This is a genomic window from Pseudoalteromonas sp. B62, from assembly GCF_037162565.1.
GTDB lineage: Bacteria > Pseudomonadota > Gammaproteobacteria > Enterobacterales > Alteromonadaceae > Pseudoalteromonas > Pseudoalteromonas fuliginea.
In genome coordinates, this window is record NZ_JARLVB010000001.1 from 779,050 (window position 1) to 793,520 (window position 14,471).

Genomic DNA, 14,471 nt, shown 5'->3' on the forward strand with positions numbered 1-14,471 from the left:
GACAACAATTAAATACGATAGCAGCCTCTGGCCATTAGCTGTAACAGTAGCAAAGGGGAGTGCACGCTAGCAATGCACTTAGACTCTTTAATATCATGGGATCGTTGGTTTGATAGAGCTGAAGCATTTATTGTAGTGCGTGTTTATACAGATGAAGCATCCTTACAACACCCTAAAGGGGCGGGTCCTGCAACACAAGAATGGCTTAAAAATGGTGCGGCAGAGAAAATGCAACAACTTGTTCAAGCGATGCTTATCGTTGTTCCTGAGGAGCAATATCAAAAATTGCAGAACATGAGCGTTCAAAAAGCCTTTGGTATACCTGGAGCCGTATTTAAATCACTTGATGATGCTGCAACATGGCTACAGGCATCAGCCAAAGAGATAGCGATACCTGAAAATATTGAATTACAAGATGTAGCTACACTTGTCCACTCTCATTGCGGTAATACCAATTAGCTTAATTAAGTGATCTATTTTGAGGTAAGAAAATCGTGTCGATAACAAGGCAACAAAGAGTTAATCGTCCCTCAAAGGGAAGCGCATGTTTGGTCTTTATGCTGCGTTATCGCCTATTTATGGGCAGTGACCACACTACATAGGCTCAGCCTTGCCTAAATACCAAACATACTGCTGCAAATTTAACCTCGAAAGATAAACAGGCCCTAGTTACCCCTTTATAAAAACACTCAATAATATGTAATCGATACAACTTAAAATCATATATTTGTGAGTGTTTTTCCGCCACCATAATGTGGGGAAGTACATCTTCAATATCTGTTTGCAGCTTTGCATTAATATTATAAACATTACTTAAATGGCGCTGTGTTAGTACTTCTTCAGGCGAGCCATGAGCAACAACTTTTCCTTTATCAAGCATGTAAATTCGATCTGCAAAGCTCGCAGCAAGTGATAAATCATGAAGAACAGCAACAACTCCCGCGCCTTGTTTTGCCGTTGTAACGGCTTGGTTCATAACTTCATATTGATGATATAAATCTAAGCTAGCAGTTGGCTCATCAATTAATAAATAAGCATTTTTTTGCTGAGTTAAACTTGGCTGTAATTGGCACAATACACGCGCTAATTGAGTACGTTGCTTTTCACCACCAGAAAGCTGAGTAAAGCATTGCTGTGCTAGGTGAGTAATCCCTACGGCTTTCATTGCATCATTAGAGCACTGTTTCAAAGTAGCCTGCGTACACTGTTCTTGATGACTAAAATGCGCCATATCAACAACTTCATTAACGGTGAAAGGAAAATCTAACTCGTAGCTCTGGGTTAATACCGCCCTTAATTTAGCAAGCTCTAGCAAACTATACTCATTTAACTCTCGTTGATTAATATTTATCGTTCCGCCACTTAACGGCAAGTCTCCTGATAATGCTTTCATTAATGATGATTTACCTGCGCCATTGGGACCAATGATAACTACAATTTCATGTGGTTTTACATAAAAATCAATATTATCCAGCAACGTTTTATGTTTAATTTTTACGCTAAGTTGATTGCCAATTAACATAGTTCACTTTGCTCCTTGGTAAGTTTTTAGCAGCATAATCAAAAAGAATGGACCGCCAATAGCACTGGTTATTAGACCAATGGGCACTTCTGCTGGTAACATTATGGTACGGGCAAATAAATCAGCAAGGCTAAGCATTAATGCTCCCCCTAACATACAAGCTGGTAATAAATAACGGTGATCTGGGCCTAATATTAAGCGCATAATATGCGGCACTATTAAGCCAACAAAACCAATAACGCCCGTAATTGCGACGGCTGCGGCAGTGCAAAGTGCCGTATATATAAAAACCTGCTTTTTCAATTTAGTCACATTAATGCCGACATGCTTCGCTTGAGCCTCTCCTAATAAATACACGTTAAGAGGTTTAGATAAACGTAATAAACCAATACAACAACCAATAATAATACCGAGTGTTGGCATTATCATCGCAAGGTGATTCCCCGCCAAAGAGCCCATACTCCAAAATGTTAAATCACGCAATTGTTGCTCATTACTTACCAGTGTTAAGATACCGATAATAGCGTTTACAATCGCATTTACGGCAATCCCTGCCAGTAGTAGACTAACGATAGTAAAACGCCCATTTTGCGCGCCCAACCGATAGATAAACATGCATACCGCTATACAACTCAAAAATGCCCCTACAGGCACCGCATAGTAGCCTAAGTTGTCGCTAAAATTAGCAAACAAGCTTGTTCCTAATACAATAGTTGCTACTGCACCTAACGCTGCACCACTGGCAATGCCAATCAAGCCAGGATCTGCTAATGGATTTCTAAATAAAGCTTGCATTGCAGCACCGCAGGTTGCTAAACCAGCTCCAACAACCATCGAAAGTAGAATACGAGGAAGGCGGATCTGCCAAATTATAGCGTGTTTAAGCTGATCATCTACCGGTTGGGTTAGCATAAGCATCGTCTCGCGCAGCGTTATCACGACCCCTCCCTGACTTAGAGCAATAAAAAATACCAATATACAAATAATAAACAAAACAGGAATAGATAAAACCCGTATCCGTTGTTGCGCTAATAACCTATTTCCTAACGCCAGCATAACTATCGCTCGTCCTGTTGTTTTGTGCTGTTTTCAGCTAATTTTAAAAATCTATATTGATAGCCATCTGGCAAGCGTGTTTTAGGATAAAATGCATGCGCTAGTTCTACGGCTGCTTGAGGCGTTCTAGGCCCCATACTTAACAAATAGAGCGCATCAAAATTGTAAATACGTCCATTTTTTATCGCATTTGAATATTTAAAAACAGATAATATTTCAGCGCTTGGTTGCTGATCATTGGCGCCAATTCCCATACTAATAATCACATCAGGATTTAGTGCCAATGCAGCCTCGCTTGACATCGTCTGCCAGTTAACCATTGTTTGAGCCATCATATTCACTCCACCGGCAATAGTTACCAACTCATCAGCAGTCGTCTCTGCCCCTGCAACCATAAGTTTACTACTGCGGATAACCAAAACCTTAGGTTTAGTACTTGTTTGCTCTAAAATATATGACAAGGCCTTGCGGTCCGCTTGCAAAGAGTCTGCGAGCATATTGCCCTTACTCACAACATTTAATTGTTTGGCTATTTGCTCTATTTTATTTTCAATACGCCAAAAGTTGTCGTTCTCATGCAAGATAACCAAGTTAGCGCCAGTGAGCTTTAATTGCTCAACCATTTTTTTAGGACCAACATCTGATTCAGCGAGGATAAGATCTGGATTTAATGACAACACACCTTCAACGCTTATTTTGCGAACATAGCCAATTTGTGGCTTCTGAGTTGCAGCGGCTGGATAAACACTGGTGCTATCAACGCCAACAATGCGTTGTTGTTCACCAAGGGCGTAAATAACTTCTGTTATTGAGCCCCCTGCAACCACTATTCGCTGTGGATTAAGAGGCTGCGGACTTGCATGTACATAGCTATTAGCAAGTAAAGTAACAAACATAATAAATAAAATAGATAAGGGTTTCATTGATGTTAAATTTAATTTGAAAACAAAAATACTAACAGTTTTCATTTACAACTTGTAGTTTTTATTATGATTGTTTTAATGACCTATAAAATTTAGTTTAGCCTCTTAGGTAATAAGGTATGTTAGCTTTTCAGAGTTAAATTATTTCAATTTAAAGGCCATTTAATCACGGCGTAAAATGTGTAACCAAGTCGCCCCATAACGGCCCGCGTTACTCTAATAGCTGTATCCTTGTGAGAATAATTAAAATAGTGGATGACAAAAGGGTTTCATCACCGAGTCAAACCTAAATAGCAGCGAGTGTCATCCATGTTTGTCATCGCCTACTTATGGTAAATAACCACACTACATAGGCGCTACCTTGCCTAAAAATCAAACACTCGGCTGCAAATTCAACATCGAGAAGTAAATTAAAGCTTATTTTTCCCCTATTTATTTAACCTGAACTCTGGATAATAAATCTATCTCGAGCAGCTATTTTCAGCGCTAACTGCGTTGAATTTACTTGCAATAGGCCAGCTATTGACGCGTAAATTCGCCTTGTTTTCACTGAAAATCTCTGGCTAGAGAAAATAAATTTAAATATCACTATGATTCAATATGTTAGTAAATCTCTTAACCCGTGTTCAGGTTACTTAGTAACTTTTTAAACACCGTAAAATAGATATTTGTTAAATTTCCAAGCTCGCTAATATGAACTCGTTCATTTTCTTGATGGATAGTGCCGTTAGTTAAACCAAGTTCAACTACTTGCGGACAAATATCGCTAAAAAAACGGCCATCAGAAGTTCCTCCTGCAGTTGAGGTTTGAGGAAGCAAACCAGTACATTGATTAATGGCTGTTTTACACTCTTTTATTAGCGAAAGTTTATTTTTACTATTCTCTGCAGAGTAATAAGGGTTGCAAGCATGCGATGTTGTTAGTGAGAAATCATTAGTAGTTCGCGTTACAATATGAGTGACTAAATGAATTAGATCATCTTCACTGTAAGCCGTGGTATAACGAATATTTAAATTAATTATTACAGCGTCAGGTATGACATTATCGCTGCACAAGCCTGAGTCAATATGAGTGACTTGCATTGTTGTACCAAGCTGATTGCTATCTCTATTATCCCAATCAAATTTCATTAAATCTTTTACAATGCTACAGGCATGATGGATAGCATTAATGCCTTGAGTCGGATAAGCAACATGCGCACTTTTTCCATTAATTTGAATGGCAAAACTCAACGCCCCTCTGCGTCCAATTTTTAGCATGTCACCGCACTGCTTTATTGATGTCGGTTCTCCAACAATACAATAATCCAAGTCCTGTTTTGCATCTTTAAAGTGTTTTACAATTTCACATGAGCCGAATAAAGCATCGCCCTCTTCATCGCTGGTAATTAAAAACCATAGTCGCCCAACAAAGCTCCCTTCGAGTACTAGCATCTCAGCTGCAACTAAGGCTGCGGCAATACCGCCTTTCATATCTGCGATACCTCGACCGATCAGGTAATCATTTTTAATTTTACCTGCAAAAGGTGGGGCTTGCCATTTATTAAGATTACCTGCGGGCACAACATCCGTGTGCCCACAAAAACCTAAATCGGGTCCATCACCATTAGATATAACAGCAATTAGGTTACTCACCCCATGACTTTCAAATGTATCGATTTTTGCTCCCAGCATTGATAATTTTTTTGCAATCCATGCTTGGCAACCTGCGTCATCAGGTGTTACCGATTCAAATTGCAGTAATTCACGTGCATACTCAATTACTCGACTTTGGTATTCGCTCTTTAACTCAGCCGTTAAAGTAAATTGTTCATCGATGATAAGGCTCACCTCATAATTAAATAAAGGGTATTGAGGGAGTTTGTTTCATCAACAAGTTAAACAACAAACTCCCAGTAATAACTAATACTTTAAACGCACTACCAATCCACTATTAGCCACAATCAACATCATTAGCTTGCTTATATTCAGCAGCCAGCCATTGCGGTACATCCTCTGGTGGTGATTGCGCATCATTAATTTAATTCACACTGTTTGTATTGCTTGATGTTGCTTATTAAGCTCAAGGTGAATTTGTGCAGATAATTTTTTACGAGCAATTTTACCTATAACGGTTAATGGGATATGTTCAACGTACGCCACTGTATCTGGCAACATATAGCGTGCAACACCTTGTGCCGCTAAGTATTGCCTTACGTCTTTGAGTGCTAAGTTAGGCGAATTTGGGTCTTGCGAAACAATAACTGCGCATGTTCGCTCACCGAGTTGTTCGCAAGGTAGTCCCACAACAGCAACATCTTTTATGCCATGATGACAAGCTAAATGAGCTTCTAATGTTTCAACAGAAATAGTCTCTCCACCTCGGCGAAGAACCTCTTGGATTCGGCCTTCAACAATAAGGTGACCACTGCTTAGCCGCCTTACCTGATCCCCAGTACGGTAATAACCTTCAGTAGTAAATGATTTTTGATTGGCCTGCTCGTCTTTATAATAACCACGGATTGTATATGGACCTCTGGTCAACAGCTCGCCACACTTTCCCTTGGCAACATCCTGGCCTTGTTCGTCCACCACCCTAACTTCATCCAAATCAGATAATGGACGTCCTTGAGTCTTGAGTTTTAAAACACTAGGATCTGAATTACGAGTGAAATTAAGAAGTCCTTCAGCCATGCCAAACACTTGTTGTAAATTACAATTAAGTTCATTACCGATTCTGCGAGCTGTAGCTTCATCAAGTTTAGCACCGCCAACTTGTAATAAATCAAGACATGCCGCTGGAGGTGTTACTAATGCAGCATAATTAAGCCAAGTTTTCACTAAAGTCGGCACTAACGCTGTCACCGTAACCCCTGCTTTTTCAATATACTCAAATGCAATTTCAGGACTCGGCACTGGACACATAACGACACCAGCCCCCACTTCAATCGCACCTAAAATACCTGGGCAAGCTAATGGAAAATTATGCGCCGCTGGTAATGCTACAAGATAGCGGTCTTGTGAACTCAATTCACACAGCTTAGCACTGGCTTTTATATTGTAGAGGTAATCTCTATGTGTTCTTGGAATTAACTTCGGTATTCCTGTTGTACCGCCTGAGCATAATAATAAAGCCATTTCAGCAGGATCCGCTGCGAGACCAGGAAACTCAAGTGCTGTCATTTGAGCTTCAGTTGCCTTAGTAAATCCTAGTAAAGATAATATTGACTGATGCGGTTTTAAATCTAGGCCATCCACAACAACATGTTTAAGTGTTGGGACTGTATCAAGTAGCTCATTGGCAAATGCATGACAATCGAAGCTAATCGATTGTTCACTAACAAACCAAGCACGTGCTTGTGTTAATTTCACAAAATGCAAAATTTCACGTTGTCCATGTCCAGGTAACGCCATGACAGGAATAACGCCAAGCTGGAGTAAAGCGAAAAAGGTTAATACAAATGCATTATTATTACCCATTTGCATCACCACTTTATCACCTCGTCCAAGACCAATACTGTGGCAATGCTCTACTATATTATTCACGACAGCGCTTATTTCTTGGCCTGTCATCTGTTGCCATTCACCAGATTGAAGGTCGGGGCCGCTGAGCAAAATAACATCAGCATATTGCTTAAGTTTTGCAGTTAACCAATTTGCAAAGTTTTCATTTTTCCACACCCCCTGCTCTTTGTACTTTCTGCTTATTTCTTCTGGCCAAGCATATAACCCGGCTTCGGTAGGCACAAACTCAGTCACAGTGACCCCTCCATTTCCAATTCAGCACTGAGTGCGTCATCATCTAAATCTAAGATTTCACAATACACTTGAGCAATTTGTAATACTTCTTCAGCATCGCTCGAGTCAGTAATTGAAGCGGCAATGCCTGCAATAGAAGGTGAACTAAATAAGCTTTTCATGTCTATCGAATTGGATCCGAAGATTTCCCTAATTTGCGCGATTAACGAACTTGCTAAAACAGAATCCCCACCCGCAGCAAATAAGTTTTGATGAATATTACTACCATCCCCCCGATCACTTCATGCCAAATAGAAGCTACCACACGAACTATTGGCATACTTAACGAGGTTTCATCATGTTCCAAATTTTTAGTAATTACTGGCTCTTGGACCTCAGCAACGGCTCTATTTTTGGGTAACGTATCACCAATATGCGTATCCCAATAATCCGGCTCAGTGACGAGGTTCACCACGGTATTACTGAAAAAATTAAACATTGCATCGAGCACACCATCAACAAAAGCATCCTCTCGACAATCCCAGTTAATTAAAATACCACCATCAAGTTCAGTTACTTGCGCATCAAGTAATACCTGTGGCCCTTGAGAAATAATCCAAATAGGATCCCCAAATACTCGGCGCACATTTGCATCAAATAACTCACCTAAATTTAATGCGCTTGTAAATACAACAGGCGCTGTTACTTGCTGCCCACGTGCACGCCCTAAATCTCTTAAAACATGGACTCCACCGTAGTCTGCGCGCGCTGCTCCCTCGTGCATACTAGATTGAACATCACGCGCTCGTGTCACAAAAGTTGCAGTCGGGCCAGTATCAACATCGAGGAGTATTGAACTACTAAAGTCGCCTACCACCTCTTTAATATTAGGGCCTGCGAGTGGACGTTGAAATAAAGGAACATTAAGAATAAAACGCGGATCTTTGCTCCATCCAGCCAGAGTTTCTGCCAGCACGGTTGCTAACACCACTGATGGGGTTAATCCATACTGACGACATTGCGCATATAATTGTGCTTTACGCTGCGGATCAATATTAAAATGGCGTCGTGTTGTAATAGGATGCTGCGATGAAGCTGCTTTTAAAGGCAGTAATGGGCCATTGGGTAAAGAAGCTAGCTGTGTTTGCCACCACATTCCTGAGCTTTCTTTTATTGACTCCCAATTATGCTCAATGGCCATTCGGCAATCTTTATAACTCATTGCTAAATCAGCAAGTTCTACATTGGGGTCATCGTATAACAGTGCAAGATCACGTAGTAGCGTGCGATAACTAACGGCGTCTGCAGCTATCATATCAATGTCTAAATGCAGGCGACTGTTACCATTTTCTAATAAGCTTAAAGCGACCGCAAATACTTCTCCTGACTCAATATCTAACATTTGTGATGAATAGGTCGAGCGATACTGCTCTAATAACTGCTGCGCAACATCAGTAGGTTTATCTCGTAAATCATTAAAAATGACATGCACTGTATTATTACTTGGATTATGTATTTGCTGTCCGCTGGAACATACTTGTAAACGCAACGAGCTATGACGTTGAACAAGTTTCTCTATTGCTAGCGTCAAACGGGCTAAATCTAATGGCTGTGACTTATCATTGATTGCCGACAACTCAAATTCACAATACAGATGCGCTGATACCCCCCAAGCGGTTGATTAACATCACGTCCTAACCAATAGGCATACTGCATAGGCGCAAGTGAAAAAGGCGCATGAGGAAGTTTCCCGATTTTTATTTTTGGGACCCCAAATATAGTGTCTTGTGTATTATCAGCGAGGCTGGCAGCCGATACCCTAAGATACTCAACCCATGCCCCCACGAATGGTTTTTTAGCTAAATCTGCAAAGTTAATATCATAACCAGCCGCTCGCCAAGTTGACACTAAGTTCATTAATGTGATCGAATCAAGTCCTGCTTCAATTAGGTTACATTCTGCTGAGACAGCGCCAGGCTGTAAATTTAACGTATTACTAACGACAGCAAGTACATCTTCTAATAGCGAGGCTGAATTACTATTTTTATTCATTTGGGTAGTTTCCATTCTTAATGTTTGTCTTTACCAAATCATGTTGTTGACTTGGCGAGGATGTCTTGTTGCTTCAAACGCAGCAGCTCTAGCCGCTGTTGATGCAAAGAAGAAGTACTTTTTTGATTTGCTTGCCACTGCATAAGTAACGCTTTCTCATCCAGTTTTCCATTTACTGTTAGCGGGAATTTTTTAACAAATAGAAAGTCTGAAGGTAAATAGTGAACAGGAGAAGCTGAGATAGATAATTTCTCAATGTTGCTATTGGTTGTGCGGTAAATGATTCCTCTGTCGCGATTAAAATAGCAATTAAGCCATCTGATAAACCACTGTCGAGGCATGGTTTTGCTATCACGGCTGCTCTTTGTATCTTTGCATGAGATTCTAAAACAACTTCTATTTCACTCGGCTCAATACGAAATCCCCTTACTTTTAATTGCCTGTCTGCGCGACCAAAATAAAAGAGTTGACCATCAATTTGCTTCGCTAAGTCACCCGAACGATACATCCGCTTCCCAGTGTGAAAAGGACTGGCAACAAATCGCATCGCGGTTAGATCAGGGCGATTGATGTAACCGAATGCCACTTGATCTCCTGCTACATAAATTTCACCAATTTCACCATCAGCCACTTTTTCTAAATTTTCATCAAGTAAAAGCACCTCCAAACTAGATAGCCCTTCACCTATTGGACTATTTTCAGTGCCACAAAGTGAATCACTTAGTGTTAGCCATGTTACGTGCACCGTTGTCTCTGTGATCCCGTACATGTTTATCAATTGCAATGTTTCGCAAGGGTAAAGCTGCCACCATTTTTTTACTTTATCCAAATTAAGTGCTTCACCACCAAAGACCACTTTGCGCAAGCATAGTGGTTGCTCACTCATTTTTAGAGCCTTACTTTCTGCGTCAATTAAGGCATAAAATGCTGAAGGCGTTTGATTAAGAATAGTGACCTTTTCTGCTCTCAAATATTGCACTAAGGCGTCTGGTGACCAAATTACACTTTTTGGAATAATCGTTAGCTTGGCTCCTGTGGTCAAGGCTCCCCACACTTCCCACACTGAAAAATCAAAAGCCAGTGAATGAAACAAAGCCCAAACATCAGTATGTGTTGCATCTAATAAAGACATTGCCGCATTAATTAAGGCCAGAACTTGCTGATGCCCTACAACAACTCCCTTAGGGTTTCCCGTCGACCCTGAAGTAAAAATAATATAAGCGAAAGCACCTGCGGCTCTGTAAACAGGTTTCTCGTGCTCATCTGGAACAAAGTTAAATTGGTCCTCGACAAACAACAAATGACTCATAGCTTTAGTAAGTGAATCGTTACCCCAAAGCGTCTTGCTCAACTCTCGCTGAGTAACAATTGCGCTAGGCTTACTACAAGCAATTATCCAATCGATCCTTTCTTTGGGGTAGTCGGGATCAATCGGCACATAGCACGCTCCAAGTTGCAATATTGCTAACACGTGAATAATTTGCTCACAGTTTCTAGGCAGTATTAAAGCCACGCAGTTTCCTGTACGAACACCACTTGCATAAAGTCGATGTGATGCCAAATCAGCTTTTTGTTTAAGCGCTTTATATGTCAAGGAGCTATGTTCATCACTAACGGCGATGCGATTAGGGTGCATAACGGCTTGTTCAGCAAAGGATTGATACAGGCATGCTGTACCTGCTGGCATCCCTTTGTTAATCTGATCCATATTAATTCCCATCCATCTCTATGAGTGATTTAGGACGTAAATCTGTCCAATTATCATTTAGCCAACTCAAACAAGTATCACGTGTTTGAGGGCCAAAAACCTGCTCCCAACCAGAAGGAATAGTTAATACTTCAGGCCATAACGAATACTGTTTTTCATGATTGATAAGAACTACAAATGCCATTGATTCATCATCGAAAATATTTTCACTCATGATTTAACTCCAAAGAGACTGTTGATAGGGGGTTTAATTCGCTGTTATTAAGTTGCGCAGAATTTGCGGCTTCATGACTGAATTTGTTACAACTATCGACAACTGCTTGCAAATAGAACTCAAAATCAGTTAATAGCTGAGCGCTACGTTTTTTGCCCACTGCATGCGGGTCAAAGCTCAAACGGATCTTGGTTGTTGCACCAGGGTAGATAAATAAAGCAGCGGCTTGGCCAACCGAATCTTGCCACTTAACATCCTTCAATCCTGCCAATGCAACTGGTAATGTAAGTCCTTGATATGAATCGACTTGTTTAATTGGATCTGCGGTTTGTGTATCCGCATCAAGGGCATTTTCAATAACTAATAAAGTATCAAAAAATTCACCAAAACGATGAGTCGCCTCCAAATTATCCAACCTAACCGGAGCTAACGCTTGCCATTCAAATTGTTCAGTTTGCAACTGCTGCAACAACGCAATTGGACTACTCAAAGGATCGGTCTTAATCCGTATTGGTACTAACTGAGTAACCAATCCAACAAGCGTTTCAATACCTGCTAACGACGCTGCACGACCAGAATCAAATAAACCAAATACGACATCGTCCTGATTAAGTGCATTACCCACTGTTTTAGCCCATGCCAATTGAAATAGCATGGCCGTAGATACATTAATCTTTGCAGCTAATGCTTTAACATCTGTGTTTACAGCAGCACAAAGCACACTAGATAATTCTTGTGAAGGAAATCGTTGCTGTCTTGTCGGGCACAATAATGAAGGGGCTTTGAAACCATTCAGCGCTTTATTCCAATATTGACAAGCTATTGTCGGATCTTGTTTTTGTAACCAATCAAGATATTGACCCCAATGTAAATTTGGATAAGCTAAAGTGGCTTCAGCACTCATTCCTCCAAGCCACTCTTGCAAAATTCGAGGGGCTGACCAACCATCAAGCAGTAAGTGATGACAATGAATCAAAATTAGCCACTGACTATCACTTATACGTATAGATAAAAATCGCATGAGTGGCGGAGCATCAAATTCAAAGCGATATTGGTACCATGCTGTGCGATGCTGCGCTAACAATGCTTCATATTGCTCACTTGGTTCACCACGTAAATCTAAAGTTTCCCATACAGGCTCGAGTATATCGGCAGTAAAGGTAGAAAATGTTTTCACAAAAAGCCTGATCTTAGCGCGTCATGACGGCGCAGAAGATCGGCGGCCCCTGCTTTTAAAGCACTTTCAGATATTTCTGGGGTGTGTTGATTAGAAAGAGTTATTTCCATTTGTGTTGTCCATGGATCTGCTAGTCCATGACAGTGGCGAAGCATTTCAACTTGCAGTGGCGTAGCTGGCTTAATTGTCAAATTATTACTATCAGCAAGACCTTGCGCTTGTAGCTGTTGTTGTTCTTCAATAAAACAGTCGTGTAGTTGATGAAAAAGCTTATTTAACTCAGCTTTAAATCGTAGTAGATCACTATGGTGCAATTCGCTACTAGGTGCTATCGCATTAAAGTGAAGTGTTTTTATCCCTTTTTGTTGGCTGTAATAGGCTGTTAAATCTAAAGAATTTAGTAACGGCCAGTGATCGGAGCAAGCTTCAGTAAGCTGCTCAAGAAGCGGAGTTACTGACCATAAATCTGAATTGGAGGATAAATTTAAATCACCAAGAAAATTAAAACCGACTAACCATCCATTTACACCTTGTTGAGCAGGCGCGACACCACTTGATGATACAAAAGGAGAGTCTTGCTGAATAATTTGACCACACCATTTACGCAACACTGTTTCTATCAACTGGCTCGACATTTCGTCCGATTTAGTCTTTAAAACATCACTATTGAGAGCAACATAAACTTCACGGGCAAACCAGCCAATGGTCCTGCTTAAATCTTGTGTTGGTTCCTGTACTTCTCGACCATGCCGCTCTAGTACCAAGGTAGGGCAGCGATTATCTAGCGCTGGTTTTAATTTTGATGTAATAGCAGCTAAGCAACTTATAGCAGGTAATAAACTAGCCAGTGGAAGCCCTAACCTACGAGCGACAGTTAATGCAGGACATGTTTTATTATAAGGTTCCAAGCTCCAAGTTAATGTGTGAGCACTTACCAACGTTCCCAAATTGGTTGAATTTGGCGCAGGTATATACTGCTGGCTTAATTTATTTATATGATTGGACCAACTACGCCATGATGTTGGTACGGGAGGTAATTCAAGTTTTTCATTACTCACTTGCTGATTTCGGACAATCGCAAGGTCTTCAGCCAAAATATGCCATGATGAGGCATCTATGACTAAATGGTTTATGGCAAACCAAGCCCTTTGGTTATTATTTTCATTTTCTTTAACTAACAATACGGCAACCATAACACCGTTTTTAGGACTTAAATTACTGCATAGTTGTTTTGCCAACTCAGCTGCTGATAATACACCTGAGTTTTCTAAAGTGGGTAAATCAGCATTTTCAGAATACACTCTATATTTATTATCATCACACTGTTGATAAGTTTGCTCACAATAAATAGTTTGGGTATTTTCAACTGGAACATTTAGGGATAACTCTCCCGTACCCGATTGCACCAATTTAGCTCGCAACAACCCATGGCGATTAAGTAAAACATACACAAGCTCTTTTAGTTCACCAGCCGTCATACTTTCAGGCACTACTACACTTGCTAGTTGTGCAAATCGATCAAGCGGTGTCGCTGTATTAAGGTAGCGCTGCATTAATAAAGTTGAAGTAAGCTGACCTTTATCATTACTATCGTGGTTAACCGTTTTACTATTTTGACTGTCTCCGAGGGGATCAACTTCGTGTAATTCTTTAACCAAATTCGCAATGCATTTTGCATTAAATACTTGGCGAGGAGTAAGGTGGATCCCTTCTCGACGAGCGCGACTGACTAATTTTACAACTGAAATACTATCGCCACCCACTGCAAAAAATCCATCGTCAATGCCTATTGTCTCAATCCCTAAAACGTCACACACTAAATTACATAGCTTTTTCTCCAGTTCATTGCGAGGGGCTCTTTTGGCAATAACACCTAAATCATCAGGTATCGACAGCGCTTTACGATTAATTTTTCCATTAGGTAATTTAGGTAGTTTTTTATTAATTACAAAATACTTGGGGACTAAGTGAGGAGGTAGAGCTTGCTCACATACATAGCGAAAGCGGGCTATTAAGTTTAAATTAGCCTCTTGATTATCGCTTAGTTGCTCTATTTCATTTTCAATATAACAAATTAACTCCATCGCACTTTGAGTAACTGC

General features: G+C 40.4%; 13 protein-coding genes. 1 reads left to right on the forward strand and 12 read right to left on the reverse strand.

Annotation, left to right across the window (positions count from 1 at the left end; all coding sequences use genetic code 11):
- Window positions 1–72 precede the first annotated feature (72 nt).
- Window positions 73–459: a hypothetical protein gene (locus P4S71_RS03365; RefSeq protein WP_337150078.1), complete on the forward strand. Its 387-nt coding sequence runs from the start codon at window positions 73–75 to the stop codon at window positions 457–459.
- Between the two features lie 145 nt (window positions 460–604).
- On the opposite strand, the gene P4S71_RS03370 is transcribed toward P4S71_RS03365, so the two are convergent.
- The 12 genes from P4S71_RS03370 to P4S71_RS23055 form a co-directional block, all read right to left on the reverse strand.
- Window positions 605–1,522, reverse strand: a complete 918-nt coding sequence (locus P4S71_RS03370) for a heme ABC transporter ATP-binding protein (RefSeq protein ID WP_337150079.1) — start codon at window positions 1,520–1,522, stop codon at window positions 605–607.
- Between the two features lie 3 nt (window positions 1,523–1,525).
- Entirely contained in the window at window positions 1,526–2,578 is a 1,053-nt protein-coding gene (locus tag P4S71_RS03375; RefSeq protein WP_033023434.1) for a FecCD family ABC transporter permease, read from the reverse strand.
- 2 nt (window positions 2,579–2,580) lie between these two features.
- Window positions 2,581–3,546: a heme/hemin ABC transporter substrate-binding protein gene (locus P4S71_RS03380; RefSeq protein WP_442961648.1), complete on the reverse strand. Its 966-nt coding sequence runs from the start codon at window positions 3,544–3,546 to the stop codon at window positions 2,581–2,583.
- A gap of 570 nt (window positions 3,547–4,116) precedes the next feature.
- Entirely contained in the window at window positions 4,117–5,331 is a 1,215-nt protein-coding gene (gene dapE / locus P4S71_RS03385; RefSeq protein WP_337150081.1) for a succinyl-diaminopimelate desuccinylase, read from the reverse strand.
- A 195-nt stretch (window positions 5,332–5,526) separates the two neighbouring features.
- The gene (locus P4S71_RS03390) at window positions 5,527–7,239 is read right to left on the reverse strand and encodes a (2,3-dihydroxybenzoyl)adenylate synthase (RefSeq protein WP_096794193.1); all 1,713 of its coding nucleotides are present in this window, start codon (window positions 7,237–7,239) and stop codon (window positions 5,527–5,529) included.
- Window positions 7,236–7,400, reverse strand: a complete 165-nt coding sequence (locus P4S71_RS03395; protein ID WP_232525558.1) for a hypothetical protein — start codon at window positions 7,398–7,400, stop codon at window positions 7,236–7,238. Before P4S71_RS03395 ends, P4S71_RS03390 begins: the two co-directional genes overlap by 4 nt.
- Window positions 7,401–7,453: 53 nt before the next feature.
- On the reverse strand, window positions 7,454–8,854 hold the full coding sequence (locus P4S71_RS03400) for a condensation domain-containing protein (RefSeq protein ID WP_337150082.1): 1,401 nt from the start codon (window positions 8,852–8,854) through the stop codon (window positions 7,454–7,456).
- Window positions 8,821–9,270, reverse strand: coding sequence for a phosphopantetheine-binding protein (locus P4S71_RS03405; RefSeq protein WP_337150083.1), 450 nt, complete (start codon window positions 9,268–9,270; stop codon window positions 8,821–8,823). Before P4S71_RS03405 ends, P4S71_RS03400 begins: the two co-directional genes overlap by 34 nt.
- Window positions 9,271–9,448: 178 nt before the next feature.
- Entirely contained in the window at window positions 9,449–10,978 is a 1,530-nt protein-coding gene (locus P4S71_RS03410; RefSeq protein WP_337150084.1) for an amino acid adenylation domain-containing protein, read from the reverse strand.
- Between the two features lies 1 nt (window position 10,979).
- Entirely contained in the window at window positions 10,980–11,192 is a 213-nt protein-coding gene (locus P4S71_RS03415; RefSeq protein WP_008139329.1) for an MbtH family protein, read from the reverse strand.
- Window positions 11,185–12,369, reverse strand: a complete 1,185-nt coding sequence (locus P4S71_RS03420) for a condensation domain-containing protein (RefSeq protein ID WP_337150085.1) — start codon at window positions 12,367–12,369, stop codon at window positions 11,185–11,187. Before P4S71_RS03420 ends, P4S71_RS03415 begins: the two co-directional genes overlap by 8 nt.
- On the reverse strand, window positions 12,366–14,453 hold the full coding sequence (locus P4S71_RS23055; protein ID WP_442961652.1) for a phosphopantetheine-binding protein: 2,088 nt from the start codon (window positions 14,451–14,453) through the stop codon (window positions 12,366–12,368). Before P4S71_RS23055 ends, P4S71_RS03420 begins: the two co-directional genes overlap by 4 nt.
- Window positions 14,454–14,471: the final 18 nt, after the last annotated feature.

Coding starts and splice junctions, on each gene's coding strand:
- P4S71_RS03365 (WP_337150078.1), top strand. CDS start 73: ATGCACTTAGACTCTTTAATATCATGGGATCGTTGGTTTGATAGAGCT.
- P4S71_RS03370 (WP_337150079.1), bottom strand. CDS start 1,522: ATGTTAATTGGCAATCAACTTAGCGTAAAAATTAAACATAAAACGTTG.
- P4S71_RS03375 (WP_033023434.1), bottom strand. CDS start 2,578: ATGCTGGCGTTAGGAAATAGGTTATTAGCGCAACAACGGATACGGGTT.
- P4S71_RS03380 (WP_442961648.1), bottom strand. CDS start 3,546: ATGAAAACTGTTAGTATTTTTGTTTTCAAATTAAATTTAACATCAATG.
- P4S71_RS03395 (WP_232525558.1), bottom strand. CDS start 7,400: ATGAAAAGCTTATTTAGTTCACCTTCTATTGCAGGCATTGCCGCTTCA.
- P4S71_RS03405 (WP_337150083.1), bottom strand. CDS start 9,270: ATGAATAAAAATAGTAATTCAGCCTCGCTATTAGAAGATGTACTTGCT.
- P4S71_RS03410 (WP_337150084.1), bottom strand. CDS start 10,978: ATGGATCAGATTAACAAAGGGATGCCAGCAGGTACAGCATGCCTGTAT.
- P4S71_RS03415 (WP_008139329.1), bottom strand. CDS start 11,192: ATGAGTGAAAATATTTTCGATGATGAATCAATGGCATTTGTAGTTCTT.
- P4S71_RS23055 (WP_442961652.1), bottom strand. CDS start 14,453: ATGGAGTTAATTTGTTATATTGAAAATGAAATAGAGCAACTAAGCGAT.